The following is a 17,776-nucleotide window of genomic DNA, read 5'->3' on the forward strand; positions in this document are numbered from 1 at the left end:
CACGGGCTCCGGCCGCGTCACCGTCAGTGCTCGGCGTGTCGCCGCCGGGTCAACCTCGCGGCACCCGCGCCGCGGCCAGCAGGTGCGCGCTGGCGCCGAGCACCTCGGGATCGCGTTCGACGAGGGCCGCGCAACGCAGCACCTCGGCGAAGAGCCTGCCGTCGGTCTCCGCACCGCCGGCCAGCGGCAGCAGCGGCCAGAGCGGTCCCTCGACGCCGTACAGCTCCGGCCCGGGCAGGCCGGCGGCGCGGAACTCGTCAACCAGCTCCGCGGGGCGATGGAAGTAGGCGGTGGTGAAACCGGAGACCGGATCGTTGACGCCGGAGCCGTAGGTGGCGAGCAGGGCGGGACGGGTGCGATCGTCGACCCGACCCTGCCGGATCAGGTCCATCAGTGGGGCGTGTCGGCTGATCGTCGCGGTGACCACCACGCCACCCGGCCGGGTCACCCGCAGCGCCTCACCCAGCGCGGCCACCCGGTCGGCGCGTTCGGTGAGGTGGTAGAGCGGCCCGAGCAGCAGGGTCGCGTCGGCGCACCGGCCGGCCAGCGGTAGCCGCCGCGCGTCACCGACCGCCACGGTCACCGCCGGATGCACGTGGCGGGCCGCCGCCGCGTGCGCCGGAACGAGGTCGACCAGGTGCACCTGGTACCCGGCGTCGGCCAGCCAGCCGGCGTACGCGCCGGGGCCACCGCCGACGTCGAGCACCATCGCGGGCGCCGGCGGCAGCAGCTGGGCCAGCAGGTCGCGGGTACGCAGCGCCTCCAGCCGCCCGTGTGGTGCACGGGACAGCCGGTCCGCCTCGACGAAGACGTCCGTGTAGTAGCGCACGATGTGCGGCTCTGGAGGTCGATGGTCCGGCATCCGTCGATGGTGGACGTATTCGCGCCGGCCCGTCACCCGGTTTGTCTCACCGCGGCCCGGCCCGTTCCTGGTCCGCGCCCGGCGTCGCCGTCCGGGTTGCCGGCGTTCCCGCGCGGCCGGCCGGCATACTCGGGTAGTGCGCCAGGACGACGGGCTGAGTGACGGGCTCCAGTTGGGAGCGAACCTGGCCCTGGCCGTGCTGCTGATCCTGGCGCCGGTCGCCTGCTGCGCCGGGCTGGTGGCCAACTGGTCATGGCACTGATAGTCGGGGCCGATGAGTTTTCACCACGGGAGGGGTCGACACGTCATGACGAACACGCACACACTGGAGACCGCCGAGGTCGACATCGTCTACGACGTGCGCGGCCCACTGCCGCCGGCCGACGGACGCCCACCGCTGTTCATGATCGGCCAGCCGATGGAGGCCAACGGCTTCGCCACCCTGGCGTCGTACTTCCCCGACCGCACGGTGGTCACGTACGACCCGCGCGGGCTCGGCCGCAGCCGCCGCAAGGACGGCCGGGACGACAACGACCCCACCGTCCAGGCCACCGACGTGCACGCCGTCATCGAGGCGCTGGGAGCCGGGCCGGTCGAGATGTTCGCCAGCAGCGGCGGCGCGGTGACCGCGCTGGCGCTGGTGGCTGCCTTTCCCCACGATGTGACCACCCTGGTGGCCCACGAGCCACCACTGATCTCCCTGCTGCCCGATGCCGAGGCCGCCGTACGCGCCCGCGACGGCGTTCGGGACGTGTACCAGGCCAAGGGGTCGAACGCCGGCATGGCGGCCTTCATCGCCATGACGTCCTGGCAAGGCGAGTTCACCGCCGACTACTTCGCCCAGCCCGCACCGGACCCGGGCCAGTTCGGGATGCCCAGTGAGGACGACGGCTCCCGGGACGATCCGCTCCTGTCGGACCGGTCCTGGGCGGTCAGCAGCTACCGTCCCGACCTGGCCGCGCTGGCCGCGGCGCCGACCCGCGTCCTGATCGCCGTCGGCGAGGAGACCGGGGACGTCCTCACCGGACGCACCGCGGGGGCCACCGCCGAACTGCTCGGCCAGCGGACGGTCGTGTTCCCCAGCCACCACGGGGGCTTCCTCGGCGGCGAGTTCGGCTACGCCGGCCAACCCGAGGCGTTCGCCGCCAAGCTGCGCGAGGTCCTCGACAACGCGTGACGCCTGCGCTCGGCCTCGCCGTACGGTCTTCGGCAGGTGCGCGGATCGTGGCAGACCCGCGCACCTGTCGAAGCGCGGTCAGGAGGGCTCGGCCCACCGGCCGTCGGTGAGGAAGCGGTCGATCGTCTCGGTGTACGGGGTCGGATCGAGTGACCTCTGCCGGATCCAGCCGCCGTCGTAGTAGGTGCCGCGGTAGGCGTCGGCGCCGTCGCAGATCAGCGTGGCTATGCTGCCTGACTCGCCGCCCTGCCGCATGCGGTGGGCGATGCGCAGGGCACCCCAGAAGTTGCTGCCCGTGGAGGGGCCCACCGACCAACCGGTGGTCGCCGCCAGGTGACGCATGGCGGCGAGGCTCGCCGCATCCGGTACGGGCATCGCCAGGTCGATGACCTCGGGCCGGAACGCCGGCTCCACCCGGGGCCGGCCGATGCCCTCGATCCGGGACGGCATTCCGGTGCCGTAGCCGTCGTAGCCGGTGACCCAACTGGGCCAGTACGCCGAGTTTTCCGGGTCCACCAGCGCCAGCCGGGTGGGATGGCAGTGGTAGCGGATGTGCCGCCCCACCGTGGCGCTGGTCGATCCGGTGCCGGCGCCCATGACCACCCACGCGGCAGCCTGGCCCTCCTGCGTGCGGACCTGCGCCAACAGGGCCGCCCCGACGCTGTCCGGGCCGCGCCAGTCCTCCGCCTGCGCCGCCGAGGCGAGGTGGTCGAGGTAGTGGCCGTCGACCTCGGCGGCGAGCCGGACCGCCTCGTCGTAGATTGCGGCGGGCGGATCGAACGCCTGGCAGCGGCCGCCGTAACGCTCGATCCGTTGCCGTTTCGCCGGCGAGGTCCGGCCCGGCACGACGGCGATGAACGGTACGCCGATCAGCTGGGCGAAGTAGGCGGTGGCGATCGCGGCGTTACCGGCGCTCGCCGCCACGACTGTGCTGCCCTGCCGGATGTCGCCCCGGACGACCGCGTCTTCCATCAGCCGCCGGACCAGGCGGTGCTTGAGGCTCCCGGTGGGACGCAGCGACTCGTCCCGGAAGTACAGCGAGACCCGCCACGACTCCGGCAGCGGGTAGCGGCGCAACGGAATGGGCGGCTCCGCGGCGGCCTCCTCGCGCAGCCGCGCCAACGCCTGCTGCGCCCATCGGCGGGTTTCAGCGTGGGTCGAGCCGTCAGGATCAGTCACAGCGCTCCCGTGGTGAAGATCGATTCCGACGTACGTCATCGTAGGGTCCCGGACGGTGGCGGCGGGGCGTCGGCCAGGGTGCCGGTCGGATAGACGTGCAGGTGGCCGCAGGGCCCCGCCAGGTCCGGTGCCATGCCGACCGGATGGGCGTCCAGACCGACCCGCGCGATGGCGGCGGTGGCGTGGACCGCGTGCGCGATGCAGGTGTACGCGCAGGCGTCCAGGGAGTCGGCGCTGTACAGCTCGATGCGGACGGTCGCGGGTTCTTCGCAGGCGGGCAGGGTGGGTAGGGTTCGCACGGGTCGCCTCCTGGTCAGGCGATCAAGGCCCTCGGTCAGCGGTTGCGTCGCTGCCCGAGGGCCGTCTTGTTCTGTCCTGGATCAAACGTACAGCCTCTATACGTCTAGATGCTAGACGTCTAGATACTGGACAACCCTGCACACGTACAGATCATGTGCGTGTCTACGCTGCCGGCCATGACGAGCCCGCTGTCCAACGTGCCGCTCTATCGGCAGTTGGCGGACCTGCTCGCCAAGCAGATCGAAGAAGGCAAGCTGCGGCCGGGGCAGCCGCTGCCCAGCGAGCTCCACTTGCAGCAGACGTACGGCGTAGCCCGTGGGACCGTGCGGATGGCCATGCGTGAGCTGCGCGATCGGGGACTCGTCGTCACGGTGCACGCCCGGGGAACCTTCGTCGCCGAGCGGGCCGACTGACCACCGTCCCACGTGGTGCCTCAGCCCGCTGATCGTGCCTGGGTGGCCGATGCGACGCTCTGCCACAGCCCCGGAATTTCTCACGGCGTCGTCGATTCGGCGGCGGGTCGGTCGTGTAGCTGGTGACGGGCCGGCGACGGGCTGGCCCTGCACGCGAGGAGACCGCGATGGGCGAGCTGGTGGTCGTTGAGAACGTGACGCTCGACGGGGTGATGCAGGCACCGGGCGGGGCCGACGAGGATACGCGGGGCGGCTTCCGGCACGGCGGTTGGGCGCACCCGTATGCCGACCAGGTGATGGCCGAGACGATGAGCAAGGGCATGAGCGACGACGGCGTGATGCTGTTCGGCCGCCGCACCTACGAGCAGTTCCACGGCTTCTGGTCGAAGCAGACTGACAGCAACCCGTACACCGAGGTGCTCAACCGCAAGCACAAGTACGTCGCCTCACGCACCTTGGCCGAGCCGCTGCCGTGGCAGAACTCCTCCCTGCTGGCGGCCGACGTGACGCAAGCCGTGGCCGCGCTCAAGCGGGACGTCGAAGGCGACCTGGTCGTGCTCGGCAGCGGCGAGCTGGTGCGGTCACTGGCCAGGGCGGGCCTCGTCGACGTCTACACGCTGTCGATCCACCCGCTCGTGCTGGGTACCGGCCGCAAGCTGTTCGCCGAGGGGGAGGTCGCGTACGGCACCTTGGAGCTGGTCGAGACCGTGCCGACGACGACCGGCGTGATCATCGCGACGTACCGCCCGACCGCCTGACAGGATCACCTCGCGTCACTGGTCCGCCCCGCCAGGTTCCCGGTGATTTCCTGGTGGGGGCTGGACCGGTTTCCGGTGGTCAGTCGGCTGTGGCGAACATCTGGTCGGCCATCGGCCGCGTGCGGCGGACAGAAGCCTGAGCGAGCCACCCCGGCTCAGGAGCGTCCCGTATCCGTCCCCACCCGCCACGCCTTCCCGCTGGCACGCGGCAGGTGTTCACCGCGCGTCACGCCCGCTCGCGCAGGAGCGCGTCCCCGGTCCGGTAGAGCTCGACGAGCAGCGGGCGCAGCTCCGTACCGGCGCGGGTGAGGCGGTAGCAGGTACTCGGCGGGAAGGTGCGGGAGCGCTCGCGCTCGACCAGGCCCTGCCGGGTCAGCGCTGCGAGCCGCTCGCTGAGCACCTTGGCGCTCAGGTCGGGCAGCGCTGCCTGAAGACGGCCGAACGATCGGGGGCCGTGCATCAATTCCCGCAGCACCAGGGTGGCCCACCGGCCGCTCACCGCGGCCAGCGCGACTTCGACGGGGCAGTCGGGCTCCGGCCGACGGGTGGTGCCTCGCTGGTCCGGCACCAGGTCACGATCCCAGCCGCCCCTCACCGTTTGGTTACCTTCGCGAGCAGCACCTTGACTGTCGACATGGCTCACGATCTCAACACCCACTCCAAGAGTGTCCCGCTCAGCGACAACGCTGCCCAGCACCCGTCGGTGTTCGCCCGCGCCTTCAACTCGCGGGACGTCGCGGCGGTCGAGCAGGTCTACGAACCCGGAGGCGTACTCGTCACCGTCCCGGGCCAGCCCGTCACCGGCGCCGCCCGGATCGCGGCCAATCAGCGCTTCCTCGATCTCGGGCTCCCCATCGAGGTGCGGCCCCGCCACGTCTACGTGGCCGACGACATCGCCCTGCTCATCGTCGACTGGACCATTGACGGCACCGATTGCGACGGCCGACCCGTACACATTGAAGGCACCGCCACCGATGTCGCCCGCCGCGGCCCCGACGGCCGCTGGCGGTACATCATCGACAACCCGTTCGGCACCGCCGAACCGGAGACTCACCACGGTTAGCGGTAGAGCGGCGCAGGCTCGCGTAGCGAGTAGCCCGTCCGTCGTTGCCGGCGAGCGTCGGCATTGGCGGGCGGGCTTGACCGTACGGATGGCTGTATCGAGCCGCTACCGTGGCCGACGTGAAGGACGATGCGCCCGTAGTCGAGGTGGTGCCTCACGACCCGGCCTGGTCGGGGCGATTCACGGTCGAACAACGGCTGTTGTCGGAGGCGCTGCCTGCGGCGCTGAGCGTCGAGCACTTCGGGTCCACCAGCATCCCCGGATTAGCGGCCAAGCCCATCATTGACATCCTGGCGGTAGTGCCTGAGGTCGATGCGGTCGTCGCCGACCTCCGGCCACTCGAGCAGTTGGGGTACGTCTACCGTCCGATGGCCTTCCCGGAGGACGATGATCACTTGTTCTTCGCGAAGGACACCGCGGGGAAGCGAAGCCACCACCTGCACGTCTTCGGCGTCACGTCGCTGATACCAGAAGCGAATCGAGTCTTTCGCGCCTACCTCGCGGCCAACCCCGACGCTGCCCGCCGCTATGAGGCGGCAAAGAGGCGTGCGGCCCAGTTGCATCCCCACAGCCGGGCCCAGTACGGCGCCGCGAAGGAAGAAGTGATGACGCAGTTGTTGGCTGAGGCCCACCTGTGGAGGCGAGCGGCAAGGCACCAGTCGGCAGAGGGCTAGAACTGGCTGTACGGGCGCGTTGGCTCGTCAGGTCTATCCCACCAACTGGCCGTCGCTTCTTCGGCGGATCTCTGAGGAGGGCCGGGGTTCGGGGCGGAGCCCCGAGGTCCTTTAGGCTCCAGCTAGTGAGTACGCCAGTCCAGGGCGTCGAGCAAGGCCGCTGCCAGGGCCGACCGGTTTCTTGCGCCGATCCCCTCCATTGCCCCGCGCAAAATCTCCTCGGCGTCCTCGGATAGTTCCTGCGGACCCAGCATGGGCAACATCAGGATGAGCCGCTGCGCCCAGGTCAGCCGCTCATCCGGCAGCGCCGCCGCGGCAAGCAGCTCCGCCCAGGTCATCGCGGACGTGAAGCCGTGGCCCTCGACCGAGGTGACCACCTCTGCCGGCCGGCCCGGCCGCTGCTCCACGAAGTCGAGTCCAGCCCCATCCTCGATGTTGCGGTACACGATCCGTAGCCACGCTTCTCCGTCGAGCTGAACCGAAATGACCGGCCAGCGCTCGGGGTCGTCCAGGACGGCGCCCATCGCGTTGTAATCAGCGGCCTGCACCTCGAAGGCGGTCTCCGACTCCGGGTAGGCACCCAGGGGTCCCGACAGGTAGTGCCACCAGAAGGCGGGGTATCCCACCACACCATCTGCCGCGTACACGGTTGCGTCGCACTCGATGTCGTAGTCCGGCGCTGCCATGGTGGTATAGCCGGGGATCGTGAACGCGGATCCGATGGTCAACGCCATTCCCGCATTCAACACGAGACCAGAACGAGATGATCCGCGCCTCGTTCCCCGATTTTGCCAACGACTCTGAGCCATGACTCGTCCGTCAGCGTGGCCGGCCGGCCCGGCCGATGCCGGCCGAAGGTCGCCAGCAGGCCGGGGCCGGGCCGGCCTTGATGTGGGCTGGGCGAGGGCAGGTGGTCGCGGAAGTGGGTCTATGGCAAGACGGAGCGGGAAGTGCTCGACAAGCTGGCCGACCTTCGCCGCCGCCAGGAGCAGGGGCAGAACCTCGCCGCCGCGCCCCGGACGGTCGGGGAGTGGCTGGACGAGTCGCTACTGATGAAGAAGCGGGACGGTACGCGCCCGTCCACGTTGCAGGGCTACCGGAAGCTCATCGAGAACCACGTCCGCCCGTCGCTCGGCCGGCTGGCACTCGACAAGCTGCCGCCGACCGTCATCCGCCGCCTGTTGGGCCAAGAAGACCGACGGCGGTCTCTCGGCAACGACGGTTCGGCACATCCACGGGCTGATCCGAAACTCACTCGGTGACGCGGAGCGGGAGGAGCTGGTGCACCGCAACGCCGCCAAGTCGGTCCGCCCGCCGGCCATGAGGCAGATCGAGCGTCGCGCCCTGGGCGTGAACGAGGCTAAGCGGTTGCTCGATGTGCTGCGGGGTCACCGCCTGGAAGCCTTGTACGTCTGCGCTCTGACGGTGGGCCTTCGTCGCGGGGAGCTGCTCAGGCTCGCCTGGTCGGATATCGACTTCGATGCCGGCACGCTGACCGTTCGGCAAACCGTGCAGCGGGCAGAGGGTCGCCTCCAGCTCGTGGCGCCCAAGACGGAGCGGTCCCGGCGGACGGTTCCGGTGCCGGCGCAGACCCTCGCCCTCTTCCGCGCGCATCGCCGGCAGCAAGCCGCAGACCGGTTGGCGGCGGGGGAGCGGTGGCAGGATCACGGTCTGGTCTTCCCATCCAAGGTCGGTACGCCGATGGACCCGGACCACATCGACCGGACGTGGCACAAGATCCGGGCGGCTGCCGGCCTCGACTGGCTGCGGCCGCACGACCTACGGCACGCCTGCGCGACCTTCCTGCTCGACTCCGGTGCCTCGCCCCGGACCCTGATGAAGGTGCTCGGGGTGGTGGCGCGCCCGGCAGGATTCGAACCTGCGGCCTTGGGATTAGAAGTCCCCTGCTCTATCCGCTGAGCTACGGGCGCATGCTGTGGTCGTCGCGCCAGAAGGGTACCGCCGCCCCCGGCGCGAGCGGTGGAACGGGTGCCCGGGTGGCCACGCCGCCGATCAGCGTCGCACGTGCTCGCGGCCGGCGGCACCCGGATTCCGGCCCGCCGCCCACGAAGGCGCCTCCGATCCGTACCCTCGGCCTCGTGCTGCTTGACCCGGACGTCGAGAACGAGGTCGCCTACGAGCTGTGCCAGCTCGTCGGCCGCGCCATCCTGCCGTTCCGCGGGATCGGCCAGGTCCCGGCGACCGCCGGCACCGCGTTCTTCTTCCGCGACTCGGCGGGGGAGTATCTGCTGACCGCCGACGCGCTCACCGACGCGCCGCTGGGCGAGCTTGGCCTGCGGGCGAGCCTGACCGAGCCGGCGGGGGCGGCCGGCGACGTCGTGCCGGCGCCGAAGTCCTGGCTGCACCGGACCGAACTCGGCGTCGCGATCCTGCCCACCGCCGGCCTGCACGAGGACGCGCGGCGGGCCGGCTGGCGGTGGCGGACCCAGCAGGTGGCCGAGAGCGTCGCGGCCGGCGCCGACGTGGTCGCCCGGATCGGCGCGGAGCCGGGGTCCGCGTTCGTGCTCGCAAACGGGGTCCGCGAGGACGGGTCCCGGCCGCTGGAGGTGGCGATCGAGCAGGTGGCGCGCTCCGGGGACGCCGTCCGGATCACCACGGAGCTGCCGCCCGGCTACGTCGGCGCGCCGGTGTTCGGCGTGCAGGCCGACGCCGCCGGCGAGGTCGCGCTGCACTGCCTGGGTCTGGTCCTGCCGGCCACCGTGCGCGGGCACCCGGTGGCGACCTTCGACCGGATCCGGGCCGCCCTCCCGGCGGCGCCCGGCCCCGCCTGAGCACACCCGGTCCGCCGGTCGGTCCCGCCCGGGCGGTCAGCCGCTCTGCGCGGCCGCGTCCGCCGGGTCCGGCTCGTCCGCCGGTCGCCGGCCGCCGGGCACGCCGGCGTCGACGGGCTCCGGGCGTACGTCGGTCGGCCCGGCGCCGAGGAACGCCTCGGCCCAGCGGCCCACCTCGGCGAAGACCTGCTCCCGTACGGCCGGGCCGGAGAGCGTCAGGTCGTGCATGCCGCCGTCGAAGCGGGCCACGGTGACGTGCCGGCCCAGCCGGGGCGCCCAGCGGACCATGTGCTCGACGTCCAGCACGGCATCGGCGAGCGCGGCTGACTCGTGCCACCGGGTGCCCTTGAACGAGCGGGTCGAGCAGGCGAGCAGTACCGGCACCTGGATGTCCAGCCCGGCGCGCAGTTGCCGCTGGCCGGTGCGGATCGCGTTGAGCCAGCCGGCCCGGACCGGGAACCCGGCGAGTGGCTTCCACTCCAGGTCGTACTGCCACTCGCCGCGGTGGTCGGCGTGGATGGTCTCGCTGTAGACGGTGCCGAGCCCGAACGGCAGGACCCGGCGGGGCGCCCGGCGGCCCAGCCGCGCGGCGGCCGCGGCGAGCGGGCGCCGCAGCAGCCAGGGCGCGTTCAGGTCGAAGAACGGGCTGTTCAGGAAGACCCCGTCGATGATCCCGGCGTCCCGCCGGGCGTGCGCCCAGAGCGGCATGACCAGCCCGCCCGTGGAATGGCCCATGGCCAGCAGGGTGTCGTGCCCGTCGTCGTCGCGGATGATCTTCGCCGCGGCGTCCAGCTCCGGGAAGTAGTCGCCGATCTCCCGGCAGAAGTTCGGGGTCTGGTGCGGCAGCAGGCTGCGGCCGTGCTTGCGCAGGTCGAGCGCGTAGAAGTCCCACCCCCGCTCGGCAAAGAAGTGGCCGAGGTGGGCCTGGAAGAAGTAGTCGGTGAAGCCGTGCGTGTAGAGCACGGCGCGCCTGGTGGGGCGCTCCGCCCGGCGGCGGACCAGGGTGGCCACCACCGGCCCCTCGTCGTCGGTGCCCAGGTCGATCGTCTGCCGCTCGTACGGCGGGCCCAGCACGTCCGGTTCCACGCCGGTGACGGTACGCCCGGAAGCTACCCGGCGGTAGCCCTCGGGCGCTCCCGCGTCCCCGTCCGCCCGCACCCGGCGGACGGGGACGCGGCGCGTACGCCTCAGGCGGTCTCCGCGTCGGCGCGGGCCAGGTCGAGGTCGCCCGCCGGTTCACCGGCCCGCTGGCCCGGCTGGCCGATCTCCCGGACGTGTTTGTTGTGTCGCGGCTCCTGCTTCGTCTTCGCGTCGTTGAGCCGCCGCCGCAGGTCGTCGCGAGCGTCGTTCAGCGCGGCCCGCAGGTCCTCCTCGGCCGAGGTGGTGACGATCTTCTGCCGGCCGGCGATCCAGCACTCCAGGGTGACCTTCTGGCCTCGGGAGTCCCGGTCCTTCACCGACACCTCCAGCTCGGTGGCGTCCGCGTGGAAGGCGGCCAGCCGGGCGTCGAGGGTGGCGAACTGCTCGACGATCCAGTTCCGGTCGCCCTGGGAGAACCCGGCGCCGACCCGCAGGCACCCGGCCACCGTGGCGGGGTTCGTGACGGCGCTCATCGCCGCACCTGGCCGGGGACGCGGGCGGAACGGATGGTGGTCGTCATCATGGCGCTGACCTTTCGTTCGACGTCGTGCTGTCGGCGGTGCGGTTGATCAAATCCATACCCCGCCGCGCTCCGTCCGGAACGCGACGCTTGTCGCACCTCGATCGTCCGACCGTGATCACCGCCGGCCCAGGGCCGGCCGGGCGTCGTGCCCGGGCCGCTCGGCCCTAGCACACCGCCTGCTTGATCGGGGCGTTGTCCACAGCCGGTCGGGTTGTCCACAGGCGGGCGGCACGGGCCGGCGCCGGGCGGAGCGCCGGGCCAGGCTCGGCACGAGTCGACTCGCCATGCCAAGCCTGATCTCCCCTGGAGGGACGATGTTCGACACGTACGTCACGATCGTCGGCAACGTGCTGACCGCGCCGGAGTGGCGCCGCACCACCCAGAGCAACACCCTGGTGGCCAACTTCAAGGTCGCCTCGACCGCCCGCCGGCTCGACCGGGACAGCGGCCGCTGGGTCGACGGCAACAGCCTGCGGGTCCGCGTCAACTGCTGGCGCAAGCTCGCCGAGGGGGTGGCCGCCTCGGTGATGGTCGGCGACCCGGTGGTGGTGTGCGGCCGGCTCTACACCCGCGACTGGACCGACGACGCCGGCAACCACCGCACGCTGTACGAGTTGGAGGCGGTCGCGGTCGGGCACGACCTGTCCCGGGGCCGGGGCCGCTTCCTGCGTAACCGGCCCAGCCTGACCACCAGCACGGTCGAGGACGCCGAGGCGGAGCAGCGGGTGCACGGCGAGCCGACCGAGCCGGTGCCGACCGGCGAGGCGCCCGCCCGGCCGGACGAGCGCCCGCTCGACGACGACTTCGAGCTGTCCGGGTTCACCACCTCCCGGCCCGGTCGCGACCTGCCCACCGACGCCACCTTCGCCGGGCCGCTCGACCCCTTCGACGAGCGGGCGGACGACGATGACGACGGGCTGGGCGAAGCCGGGCCGACGGTCGACGGTCCGGCGGCCGGCGCCCGCAGCGTGGAGTTGACCGTCGACGGCTTGGGTGGCGGCGCGGGAGGTACCAGGCCGCTGGGCGCCGACGACGGCCCGGCCGGTGGTGCCGACGAGCTGGCGCCGCTCGGCGGCGAGGACGAGGCACCCGACGGCGAGCTGGGGCCGGCGCCGGAGACCCCGCAGACCGCTTCCGGCGGGCGGGGTCGACGGGGTCGGGGCCGGGTGCCGCAGCCGGCGTGAGCACGGGGCGCGGAGGTGTCCCGACGACGGGGGGCGGAGTGCCGACGGTCCACCGTCGCCACCCCGCTTCGGCCACACCTCCGCGCCGCCGGCCGGTCGGGGCAGGCACGACATCCGGGATGTAGCGGTGTCCGGCAAGCTCGGACACCCCAACTTCCCGTAAGTCGCGGCAGTGCCCCCGGCCGCCCCGTGTCGGGCGGGTGCGCGGGGCGAGGGTGGGAGCGTGGGCCTGGTCTAGGCTGGCCGGCCGGAGGTGGTGACGGGTGCGGCAGGCTGCGCCGGTGGCGAACGCGGTGGGACTGGCCGCTGGATACGCCCTGGACACGCTCCTCGGTGACCCACGGCGGTGGCACCCGGTGGCGGGCTTCGGCCGCGCGGCGGGCGCCCTGGAACGGCGGGTGTACCGACCGGACCGGCCGAGCGGCGCGGCGTTCACGGCGGTGGCGGTCGGCGTGCCGGTGCTGCTCGGCGCGGCCGCCACGATCGCCACCCGACGCCGGCCGGTGGCCCGGGCGGTGCTGGTCGCCGCCGGCACCTGGACCGTGCTCGGCGGGCGCACCCTGCGAACCGAGGCCACCGTGATGGGCCGCGCGCTGCGTGACGGTGACCTGCCGGCTGCCCGGCAGCGGCTCGGCAATCTCTGCGGGCGGGACCCGTCCGCGCTCGACGAGCCGGAACTGGCCCGCGCCACGGTCGAGTCGGTCGCCGAGAACACCTCCGACGCGGTCGTCGCTCCGCTGCTCTGGGGCGCGGTCGCCGGGCTGCCCGGCCTGCTCGGCTACCGCGCGGCGAACACCCTCGACGCGATGGTCGGCCACCGCTCGCCGCGCTACGCCCGGTTCGGCACCCCGGCCGCCCGCCTCGACGACCTGCTCAACCTGGTGCCCGCCCGGGCGACCGGGCTGCTGACCGTCGCGCTGGCACCGGTCGGGCGCGGCGACCGGGACCGGGCCTGGCGGGTCTGGCGGCGGGACCGCAACGACCACCCGAGCCCGAACGCCGGGCAGTGCGAGGCGGCGATGGCCGGGGCGCTCGGCGTACGGCTGGGTGGGCGCAACGTCTACTTCGGGCGCTCGGAGGTGCGCCCGTTCCTCGGTGACGGTCCCCGACCGGAGGCCCGGCACCTGAGGCGGGCGGCCCGGATCTCCGGCGCGGTCGGGCTGGCCGCGCTGGGGCTGGCCGCCGCGTACCCGTTGACCGTGGGCCGGCTGGTGACGGCCGCCGGGCGCCGGGTGTTCGGCGGGCGGGGGAGCGCACGGTGAGCGGGGGGCTGCTGGTCGCCGGCACCACCTCGGACGCCGGCAAGAGCGTGCTCACCGCGGGCATCTGCCGGTGGCTGCACCGCCGGGGCGTCAAGGTGGCGCCGTTCAAGGCGCAGAACATGTCCAACAACTCGGCCGTGGTGGTCGGGGCGGACGGCCGGGGCGGCGAGATCGGCCGGGCGCAGGCGATGCAGGCCGCCGCCTGCGGTCTCGCCCCCGACCTGCGGTTCAACCCGGTGCTGCTCAAGCCCGGCAGCGACCTGGCCAGTCAGGTGGTGCTGCTCGGCGAGGCGGTCGACACGGTGACCGCTGGCAACTTCCGCCAGTTGCGCCCCCGGCTCGCCGAGACGGCGTACGCGGCGCTCGCCGAGCTGCGCACCGCCTACGACGTGGTGATCTGCGAGGGCGCCGGCAGCCCAGCCGAGATCAATCTGCGGGCCGGGGACTACGTCAACCTGGGGCTGGCCCGGCACGCCAACCTCCCCACCATCGTGGTCGGCGACATCGATCGGGGCGGCGTCTTCGCCTCGATGTTCGGCACCGTCGCCCTGCTCGACCCGGCTGACCAGGCGCTGATCGCCGGCTTCGTGATCAACAAGTTCCGGGGCGACCTCGGGCTGCTCCAGCCCGGGCTGGACATGCTGCACCGGGTCACCGGCCGCCCGACGTACGGGGTGCTGCCCTGGTCGCTGGACCTGTGGCTGGACGCCGAGGATTCGCTCGCCTACGGCCGGGTGCTCGGGCGGCCGGCCGCCCCGCACGGCACCGACTGGCTGGACGTGGCCGTGGTCCGGCTGCCTCGGATCAGCAACGCCACCGACGTGGAGGCGCTCGCCACCGAGCCGGGCGTACGGGTCCGGCTCACCGTCGAACCGGCCGAGCTGGCCGCCGCCGACCTGGTCGTGCTGCCCGGCTCGAAGTCGACAGTGGCCGACCTGGCCTGGCTGCGGGAGACCGGGCTCGCCGACGCCGTGCTGGCGCACGTGGCGGCGGGAAAGCCGCTGCTCGGCATCTGCGGCGGTTTCCAGATGCTGGCCCAGGCGATCCACGACCCGGTGGAGAGCCGGCGGGGCAGCGTGCCGGGCCTCGGCCTGCTGCCCGTCGAGATCACCTTCGACCCGCGCAAGACCGTCCGGCAGTCCGTCGGCATGGCCAACCCCGACGTGCCGGTGCGCGGCTACGAGATCCACCACGGCTACGTCTCATCCACCGAACCCGGCCTGACCCCGCTGCTGACCTACGCGGACGGCACCGCGGAGGGGGCCGTCGCCGGTGCCGTGCACGGCACCCACTGGCACGGCGCGTTCGAGTCCGACGAGTTCCGCCGCCGGTTCCTCACCGAGGCCGCCCGGTTGGCCGGCCGGCACGGCTTCCGGGTCGCGCCGGGCACCTCGTTCGCCGCCGCCCGGGAACGTTCCCTGGACCTGCTCGGCGACCTGGTCGAGGAACACCTGGACACCGACGCCCTCTGGCGGCTCGTCGAGACCGGGCCGCCGCCCGGCCTGCCCTTCATCCCGCCCGGCGCCCCGCCCGGCGCCGACCACTGACCTGCCGCCCGCCCGTGCGGCGGCCGGGGCAGACGTCGCGCGGACCCCACACCAGCGCGGACCCCACACCAGCGCGGACCCCACACCAGCGCGGACCCACACCAGCGCGGACCCAGACCAGCGCGGACCCCACACCAGCGCGGACCCACACCAGCGCGGACCCCAGACGAGCGCGGACCCCACACCAGCCCGGACCCAGACCAGCGCGGACCCAGACCAGCGGACCCAGACCAGCACCGGCCGGTTGGCGTGCAGCACCAGGCAGACCTCCGGAAGGCCTCCGGAAGACCTCCGGAAGACGGCCAGCGGCGGTGTTCCGGCCCGGTGGCGAGCACTGACCTGCCGTCCCGACCGGTGGCCAGACCGGCGGTGGCCAGCGAAGCAACGGTCCGGCCGACGACGGCTGGCGCGGACGCCAGCGGGACACCGCACGGGCGGCGGGATCGCTAGAGTGCGCCGGTGTTCTTGAATCGTTCCGGAAAGTTGACTGATCGCTGCGCCGAGGTGGAGGCGGCCGTGCGGGCCCACGACAGTGCCCGGATGACCAAGGCCGTGCCGCGGTTGTGGGAGGCGGCCCAGCAGGCCACGCCCGCCGAGCTGGACGAGGCACTGTCCCGCTGCGTCGCGCTCCTGCCCGGGCTGGGAATCAGCGCGGGCGGGCAGTTCGCGGTGCTCTGCGGCGCGCTGGTGGAGCTGGGCGCCCGACCGGACCACCTGGTCCCCGCCGTCGCCGAGGGGCTGCTGGAGGCGCTCACCGAGGCCGAGCGGTTCCGGGCCGCCTGGGAACGGGTCCACCCCGACGAGGAACTGCCCGAGCCGGGTGACCCCACCGCGTTGGAGCCGGCGATCGCGGCGATGACCGCGGCCGGCGGCGACGAGGACGGGGCCCTCCGGGCGGCGCTGGGCTGGCTCTCGGCCGGCAACTGGGCGATGCCGGCGACGACGCTGCTGCAGCACTCGACGGCCCTACGGGAGACGTTCCCGCACCGGGCGCGGCTGCGCGAGCTGGGCAGCGGGCTGGCCGACGCCCGCGGGGACCTGGACTGCATGCTCGGGCTGCTGCGGCTGCTCGACGCCGAGCGGTTGCTCGTCCTGCACCGGGAGACCGGGCGGGGTTGGTGGGTCACCGTCGACGGCGTGGGGGACAACTTCCAGCTGCACACCCTGCTGGCCGGGGCGCTGGCGCAACCGGGCCGCATCGCCGGGCTCACCGTCGACCCGGCGTGGGTCGCGGTCGCCACCGACGCGCCGCCGGAGCGGTTCGGCGGCATGGTCACCGGCAGTTTCAACCTGGTGGACGGCCACGGCGCATGGATCTGGAACGAGGGACTTCCGGCCGACATCCCGCTGCTGGACGGCGTCCGGGTCGTCGTGCTCGACCCGCCGTCCTACACCCGTAGCTGGGAGAACGTCCGCCGGTACCCGACGGTGCCCGGCTCGCTGACGGTGGACGGGGAACTCGGCCCCGCCGACGCGGCGGCCTGGCTGACCAGGGTGGCGCCCACCGGGAACCCGCTGGACGACTGACACCACCCGGCGGCGCGGCAGCCGGGCGAGCCGGGCCGCCTGGAACCCGCCCGGCGACGCGCGGCCCGCCTGGGCTCGCCCAGCCGATCCGGTCCACGTCCCCGCGGGCCGTACCGGCGTCCGGTCAGTAGCGGACGTCGGCCGGGCGGTCGGACATCGGCAGCCCGGCGGCCAGCCACGCCTGCACCCCGCCGATCATGTCGGTGGCCCGGTGCAGCCCCAACGCCCGTAGGCTCGCCACCGCCAGGCTGGAGCTGTAGCCGTGCCGGCAGGCCAGCACGATCCGCAGGTCGTAGCCGGTGGCCTCGGGGATCCGCCAGGCGCTGGCCGGGTCCAGCCGCCATTCCAGCACGGTGCGGTCGATGACGATGGCGCCTGGCAGTTCGCCCTGTTCCTGCCGCTGCCGTTCGGTGCGGGTGTCGATCAGCAACGCCCCGGTGCGGACCGCCTCGACGGTCTGGTGCGGGGTCAGCCGGCGTACCCCGGCGCGGGCCTGTTCCAGCAGGGCGTCGACGCCCGGACTCATCACGCTGTGGGACACCAGCCGATCATCCCGTCCCGTCCCGGTGTCCGGCCGGGGAACGGCCGCGGTCCGTGCCACGACCGCCCGAACGGGCGACCGCACCGCGTCCGCGCCGGCCGGGGCGCGCCGGACGCCGGCACCCGTCCGTACCGGCCCGTCCCACGGTCGGGTGGGCCGGTTACCGTCGGCGGGTGGCGGTGGTCGTGGTCGAGGCGTACGCCCAACTGGCCCGCCGTGTGCTGGCCGCGCCGGCGCGGTTGGGGCGGACCCGGCTGGTGGCGGTCGACGGGCCGAGCGGCGCGGGCAAGAGCGTCTTCGCGGCGCGCCTCGCGGACGCGCTCGCCGGGCTGCCCGGCGGCGGGCGGCCGCCCGTGGTGCACACCGACGACCTGCTCGACGGCTGGGCCGACCAGCTCACCTTCTGGCCCCGCCTGGAGGCGTGCGTGCTGGCGCCGCTGCGTGCCGGCCGGCCGGGCGCCTACCAGCGGTACAGCTGGGTGCGGCAACGTTTCCTGCCGCGTCCGGTGCCGGTGCCGGTGACGCCGGTGCTGCTCGTCGAGGGGGTGAGCGCGGCCCGGGCGGCGGCGCGGCCGGACCTCACGCTCGCCGTCTTCGTCACCGCCCCGGCGCCGCTGCGGCTGGCCCGGGCGGTCGAGCGGGACGGCGTGCAGATCCTGCCGGAGCTGCGCCGCTGGCACGCCGGCGAGCGGGCGCACTTCGCCGCCGACCGCACCCGGGCGCGGGCCGACCTGGTGGTCGACGGGGCGCCAGCGCTGCCGCACGACGCCGACCGCTACTACCTGCGGTTGCCCTGACCAGCGTCCCTGCCGCCTCGGGCGGTGCCGCCCGGTA

At 73.4% G+C, this 17,776-nt stretch carries 21 protein-coding genes, 1 tRNA gene and 1 pseudogene; 14 read left to right on the forward strand and 9 right to left on the reverse strand.

The window, feature by feature from the left end; all coding sequences use genetic code 11:
- Window positions 1–49: 49 nt before the first annotated feature.
- Window positions 50–862 (reverse strand): class I SAM-dependent methyltransferase, encoded by an 813-nt coding sequence (locus GA0070609_RS02490; RefSeq protein ID WP_088992291.1) that lies wholly within the window; start codon window positions 860–862, stop codon window positions 50–52.
- 136 nt (window positions 863–998) lie between these two features.
- On the opposite strand from GA0070609_RS02490, the gene GA0070609_RS34755 reads away from it, so the two are divergent.
- Both GA0070609_RS34755 and GA0070609_RS02495 read left to right on the forward strand, forming a co-directional pair.
- Window positions 999–1,124, forward strand: a complete 126-nt coding sequence (locus GA0070609_RS34755; RefSeq protein WP_269459268.1) for a hypothetical protein — start codon at window positions 999–1,001, stop codon at window positions 1,122–1,124.
- Window positions 1,125–1,169: 45 nt separating this feature from the next.
- A complete protein-coding gene (locus tag GA0070609_RS02495) occupies window positions 1,170–2,039 on the forward strand; it encodes an alpha/beta fold hydrolase (protein ID WP_088992292.1) in 870 nt (289 codons plus the stop codon).
- Window positions 2,040–2,117: 78 nt separating this feature from the next.
- Here GA0070609_RS02495 and GA0070609_RS02500 read toward each other — a convergent pair whose 3' ends face one another.
- Both GA0070609_RS02500 and GA0070609_RS02505 read right to left on the reverse strand, forming a co-directional pair.
- Window positions 2,118–3,218: a PLP-dependent cysteine synthase family protein gene (locus GA0070609_RS02500; RefSeq protein WP_197700208.1), complete on the reverse strand. Its 1,101-nt coding sequence runs from the start codon at window positions 3,216–3,218 to the stop codon at window positions 2,118–2,120.
- 35 nt (window positions 3,219–3,253) lie between these two features.
- Window positions 3,254–3,517 (reverse strand): hypothetical protein, encoded by a 264-nt coding sequence (locus GA0070609_RS02505; protein ID WP_088992294.1) that lies wholly within the window; start codon window positions 3,515–3,517, stop codon window positions 3,254–3,256.
- 177 nt (window positions 3,518–3,694) lie between these two features.
- Between GA0070609_RS02505 and GA0070609_RS02510 the strand changes: the two genes are divergently transcribed.
- Together GA0070609_RS02510 and GA0070609_RS02515 are read left to right on the forward strand one after the other, a co-directional pair.
- A complete protein-coding gene (locus GA0070609_RS02510) occupies window positions 3,695–3,931 on the forward strand; it encodes a GntR family transcriptional regulator (protein ID WP_231928505.1) in 237 nt (78 codons plus the stop codon).
- Window positions 3,932–4,098: 167 nt separating this feature from the next.
- Complete coding sequence (locus GA0070609_RS02515; RefSeq protein WP_088992296.1) at window positions 4,099–4,689, forward strand: dihydrofolate reductase family protein; 591 nt, start codon at window positions 4,099–4,101, stop codon at window positions 4,687–4,689.
- Window positions 4,690–4,915: 226 nt separating this feature from the next.
- Here GA0070609_RS02515 and GA0070609_RS02520 read toward each other — a convergent pair whose 3' ends face one another.
- Window positions 4,916–5,257: a winged helix-turn-helix transcriptional regulator gene (locus GA0070609_RS02520; protein WP_231928506.1), complete on the reverse strand. Its 342-nt coding sequence runs from the start codon at window positions 5,255–5,257 to the stop codon at window positions 4,916–4,918.
- A gap of 66 nt (window positions 5,258–5,323) precedes the next feature.
- Here GA0070609_RS02520 and GA0070609_RS02525 point away from each other — a divergent pair, with 66 nt between their 5' ends.
- Window positions 5,324–5,752: a YybH family protein gene (locus tag GA0070609_RS02525; RefSeq protein WP_088992298.1), complete on the forward strand. Its 429-nt coding sequence runs from the start codon at window positions 5,324–5,326 to the stop codon at window positions 5,750–5,752.
- A gap of 119 nt (window positions 5,753–5,871) precedes the next feature.
- Complete coding sequence (locus tag GA0070609_RS02530) at window positions 5,872–6,426, forward strand: GrpB family protein (protein WP_157748039.1); 555 nt, start codon at window positions 5,872–5,874, stop codon at window positions 6,424–6,426.
- A gap of 122 nt (window positions 6,427–6,548) precedes the next feature.
- On the opposite strand, the gene GA0070609_RS02535 is transcribed toward GA0070609_RS02530, so the two are convergent.
- Complete coding sequence (locus tag GA0070609_RS02535; RefSeq protein WP_088992300.1) at window positions 6,549–7,160, reverse strand: hypothetical protein; 612 nt, start codon at window positions 7,158–7,160, stop codon at window positions 6,549–6,551.
- Between the two features lie 216 nt (window positions 7,161–7,376).
- Here GA0070609_RS02535 and GA0070609_RS02540 point away from each other — a divergent pair, with 216 nt between their 5' ends.
- Both GA0070609_RS02540 and GA0070609_RS35135 read left to right on the forward strand, forming a co-directional pair.
- The gene (locus GA0070609_RS02540) at window positions 7,377–7,688 is read left to right on the forward strand and encodes a tyrosine-type recombinase/integrase (protein ID WP_088992301.1); all 312 of its coding nucleotides are present in this window, start codon (window positions 7,377–7,379) and stop codon (window positions 7,686–7,688) included.
- Between the two features lie 58 nt (window positions 7,689–7,746).
- Window positions 7,747–8,217 (forward strand): annotated as a pseudogene (locus GA0070609_RS35135) (site-specific integrase); the annotation flags it as partial.
- A 64-nt stretch (window positions 8,218–8,281) separates the two neighbouring features.
- On the opposite strand, the gene GA0070609_RS02550 reads toward GA0070609_RS35135, so the two are convergent.
- Window positions 8,282–8,357 (reverse strand) — tRNA-Arg (locus GA0070609_RS02550).
- Window positions 8,358–8,525: 168 nt separating this feature from the next.
- On the opposite strand from GA0070609_RS02550, the gene GA0070609_RS02555 reads away from it, so the two are divergent.
- A complete protein-coding gene (locus GA0070609_RS02555) occupies window positions 8,526–9,218 on the forward strand; it encodes a hypothetical protein (protein WP_088992302.1) in 693 nt (230 codons plus the stop codon).
- Between the two features lie 36 nt (window positions 9,219–9,254).
- Here the strand turns inward: GA0070609_RS02555 and GA0070609_RS02560 are convergent, their stop codons facing one another.
- Window positions 9,255–10,304 (reverse strand): alpha/beta hydrolase, encoded by a 1,050-nt coding sequence (locus GA0070609_RS02560; protein ID WP_088992303.1) that lies wholly within the window; start codon window positions 10,302–10,304, stop codon window positions 9,255–9,257.
- A 101-nt stretch (window positions 10,305–10,405) separates the two neighbouring features.
- Window positions 10,406–10,831, reverse strand: coding sequence for an HPF/RaiA family ribosome-associated protein (locus tag GA0070609_RS02565; RefSeq protein ID WP_088992304.1), 426 nt, complete (start codon window positions 10,829–10,831; stop codon window positions 10,406–10,408).
- Window positions 10,832–11,195: 364 nt separating this feature from the next.
- Between GA0070609_RS02565 and GA0070609_RS02570 the strand changes: the two genes are divergently transcribed.
- The 4 genes from GA0070609_RS02570 (at window position 11,196) to GA0070609_RS02585 (ending at window position 16,401) form a co-directional block, all read left to right on the forward strand.
- The gene (locus tag GA0070609_RS02570; RefSeq protein ID WP_088992305.1) at window positions 11,196–12,065 is read left to right on the forward strand and encodes a single-stranded DNA-binding protein; all 870 of its coding nucleotides are present in this window, start codon (window positions 11,196–11,198) and stop codon (window positions 12,063–12,065) included.
- 263 nt (window positions 12,066–12,328) lie between these two features.
- A complete protein-coding gene (locus GA0070609_RS02575; RefSeq protein ID WP_088992306.1) occupies window positions 12,329–13,327 on the forward strand; it encodes a cobalamin biosynthesis protein in 999 nt (332 codons plus the stop codon).
- Entirely contained in the window at window positions 13,324–14,874 is a 1,551-nt protein-coding gene (locus tag GA0070609_RS02580; RefSeq protein WP_088992307.1) for a cobyric acid synthase, read from the forward strand. Before GA0070609_RS02575 ends, GA0070609_RS02580 begins: the two co-directional genes overlap by 4 nt.
- Window positions 14,875–15,414: 540 nt before the next feature.
- Window positions 15,415–16,401: a hypothetical protein gene (locus tag GA0070609_RS02585; RefSeq protein ID WP_157748040.1), complete on the forward strand. Its 987-nt coding sequence runs from the start codon at window positions 15,415–15,417 to the stop codon at window positions 16,399–16,401.
- A 124-nt stretch (window positions 16,402–16,525) separates the two neighbouring features.
- Here GA0070609_RS02585 and GA0070609_RS02590 read toward each other — a convergent pair whose 3' ends face one another.
- Window positions 16,526–16,927, reverse strand: coding sequence for a rhodanese-like domain-containing protein (locus GA0070609_RS02590; protein ID WP_088992309.1), 402 nt, complete (start codon window positions 16,925–16,927; stop codon window positions 16,526–16,528).
- A 188-nt stretch (window positions 16,928–17,115) separates the two neighbouring features.
- On the opposite strand from GA0070609_RS02590, the gene GA0070609_RS02595 reads away from it, so the two are divergent.
- A complete protein-coding gene (locus tag GA0070609_RS02595; protein WP_231928508.1) occupies window positions 17,116–17,739 on the forward strand; it encodes a uridine kinase family protein in 624 nt (207 codons plus the stop codon).
- Window positions 17,740–17,776 lie beyond the last annotated feature (37 nt).

The sequence above is a fragment of the Micromonospora echinaurantiaca genome, from assembly GCF_900090235.1.
In the GTDB taxonomy this organism is placed as follows: domain Bacteria; phylum Actinomycetota; class Actinomycetes; order Mycobacteriales; family Micromonosporaceae; genus Micromonospora; species Micromonospora echinaurantiaca.

Coding starts and splice junctions, on each gene's coding strand:
- GA0070609_RS02535 (WP_088992300.1), bottom strand. CDS start 7,160: ATGGCGTTGACCATCGGATCCGCGTTCACGATCCCCGGCTATACCACC.
- GA0070609_RS02515 (WP_088992296.1), top strand. CDS start 4,099: ATGGGCGAGCTGGTGGTCGTTGAGAACGTGACGCTCGACGGGGTGATG.
- GA0070609_RS02495 (WP_088992292.1), top strand. CDS start 1,170: ATGACGAACACGCACACACTGGAGACCGCCGAGGTCGACATCGTCTAC.
- GA0070609_RS02525 (WP_088992298.1), top strand. CDS start 5,324: ATGGCTCACGATCTCAACACCCACTCCAAGAGTGTCCCGCTCAGCGAC.
- GA0070609_RS02590 (WP_088992309.1), bottom strand. CDS start 16,927: ATGAGTCCGGGCGTCGACGCCCTGCTGGAACAGGCCCGCGCCGGGGTA.
- GA0070609_RS02585 (WP_157748040.1), top strand. CDS start 15,415: ATGACCAAGGCCGTGCCGCGGTTGTGGGAGGCGGCCCAGCAGGCCACG.
- GA0070609_RS02570 (WP_088992305.1), top strand. CDS start 11,196: ATGTTCGACACGTACGTCACGATCGTCGGCAACGTGCTGACCGCGCCG.
- GA0070609_RS02490 (WP_088992291.1), bottom strand. CDS start 862: ATGCCGGACCATCGACCTCCAGAGCCGCACATCGTGCGCTACTACACG.
- GA0070609_RS02510 (WP_231928505.1), top strand. CDS start 3,695: ATGACGAGCCCGCTGTCCAACGTGCCGCTCTATCGGCAGTTGGCGGAC.
- GA0070609_RS02565 (WP_088992304.1), bottom strand. CDS start 10,831: ATGAGCGCCGTCACGAACCCCGCCACGGTGGCCGGGTGCCTGCGGGTC.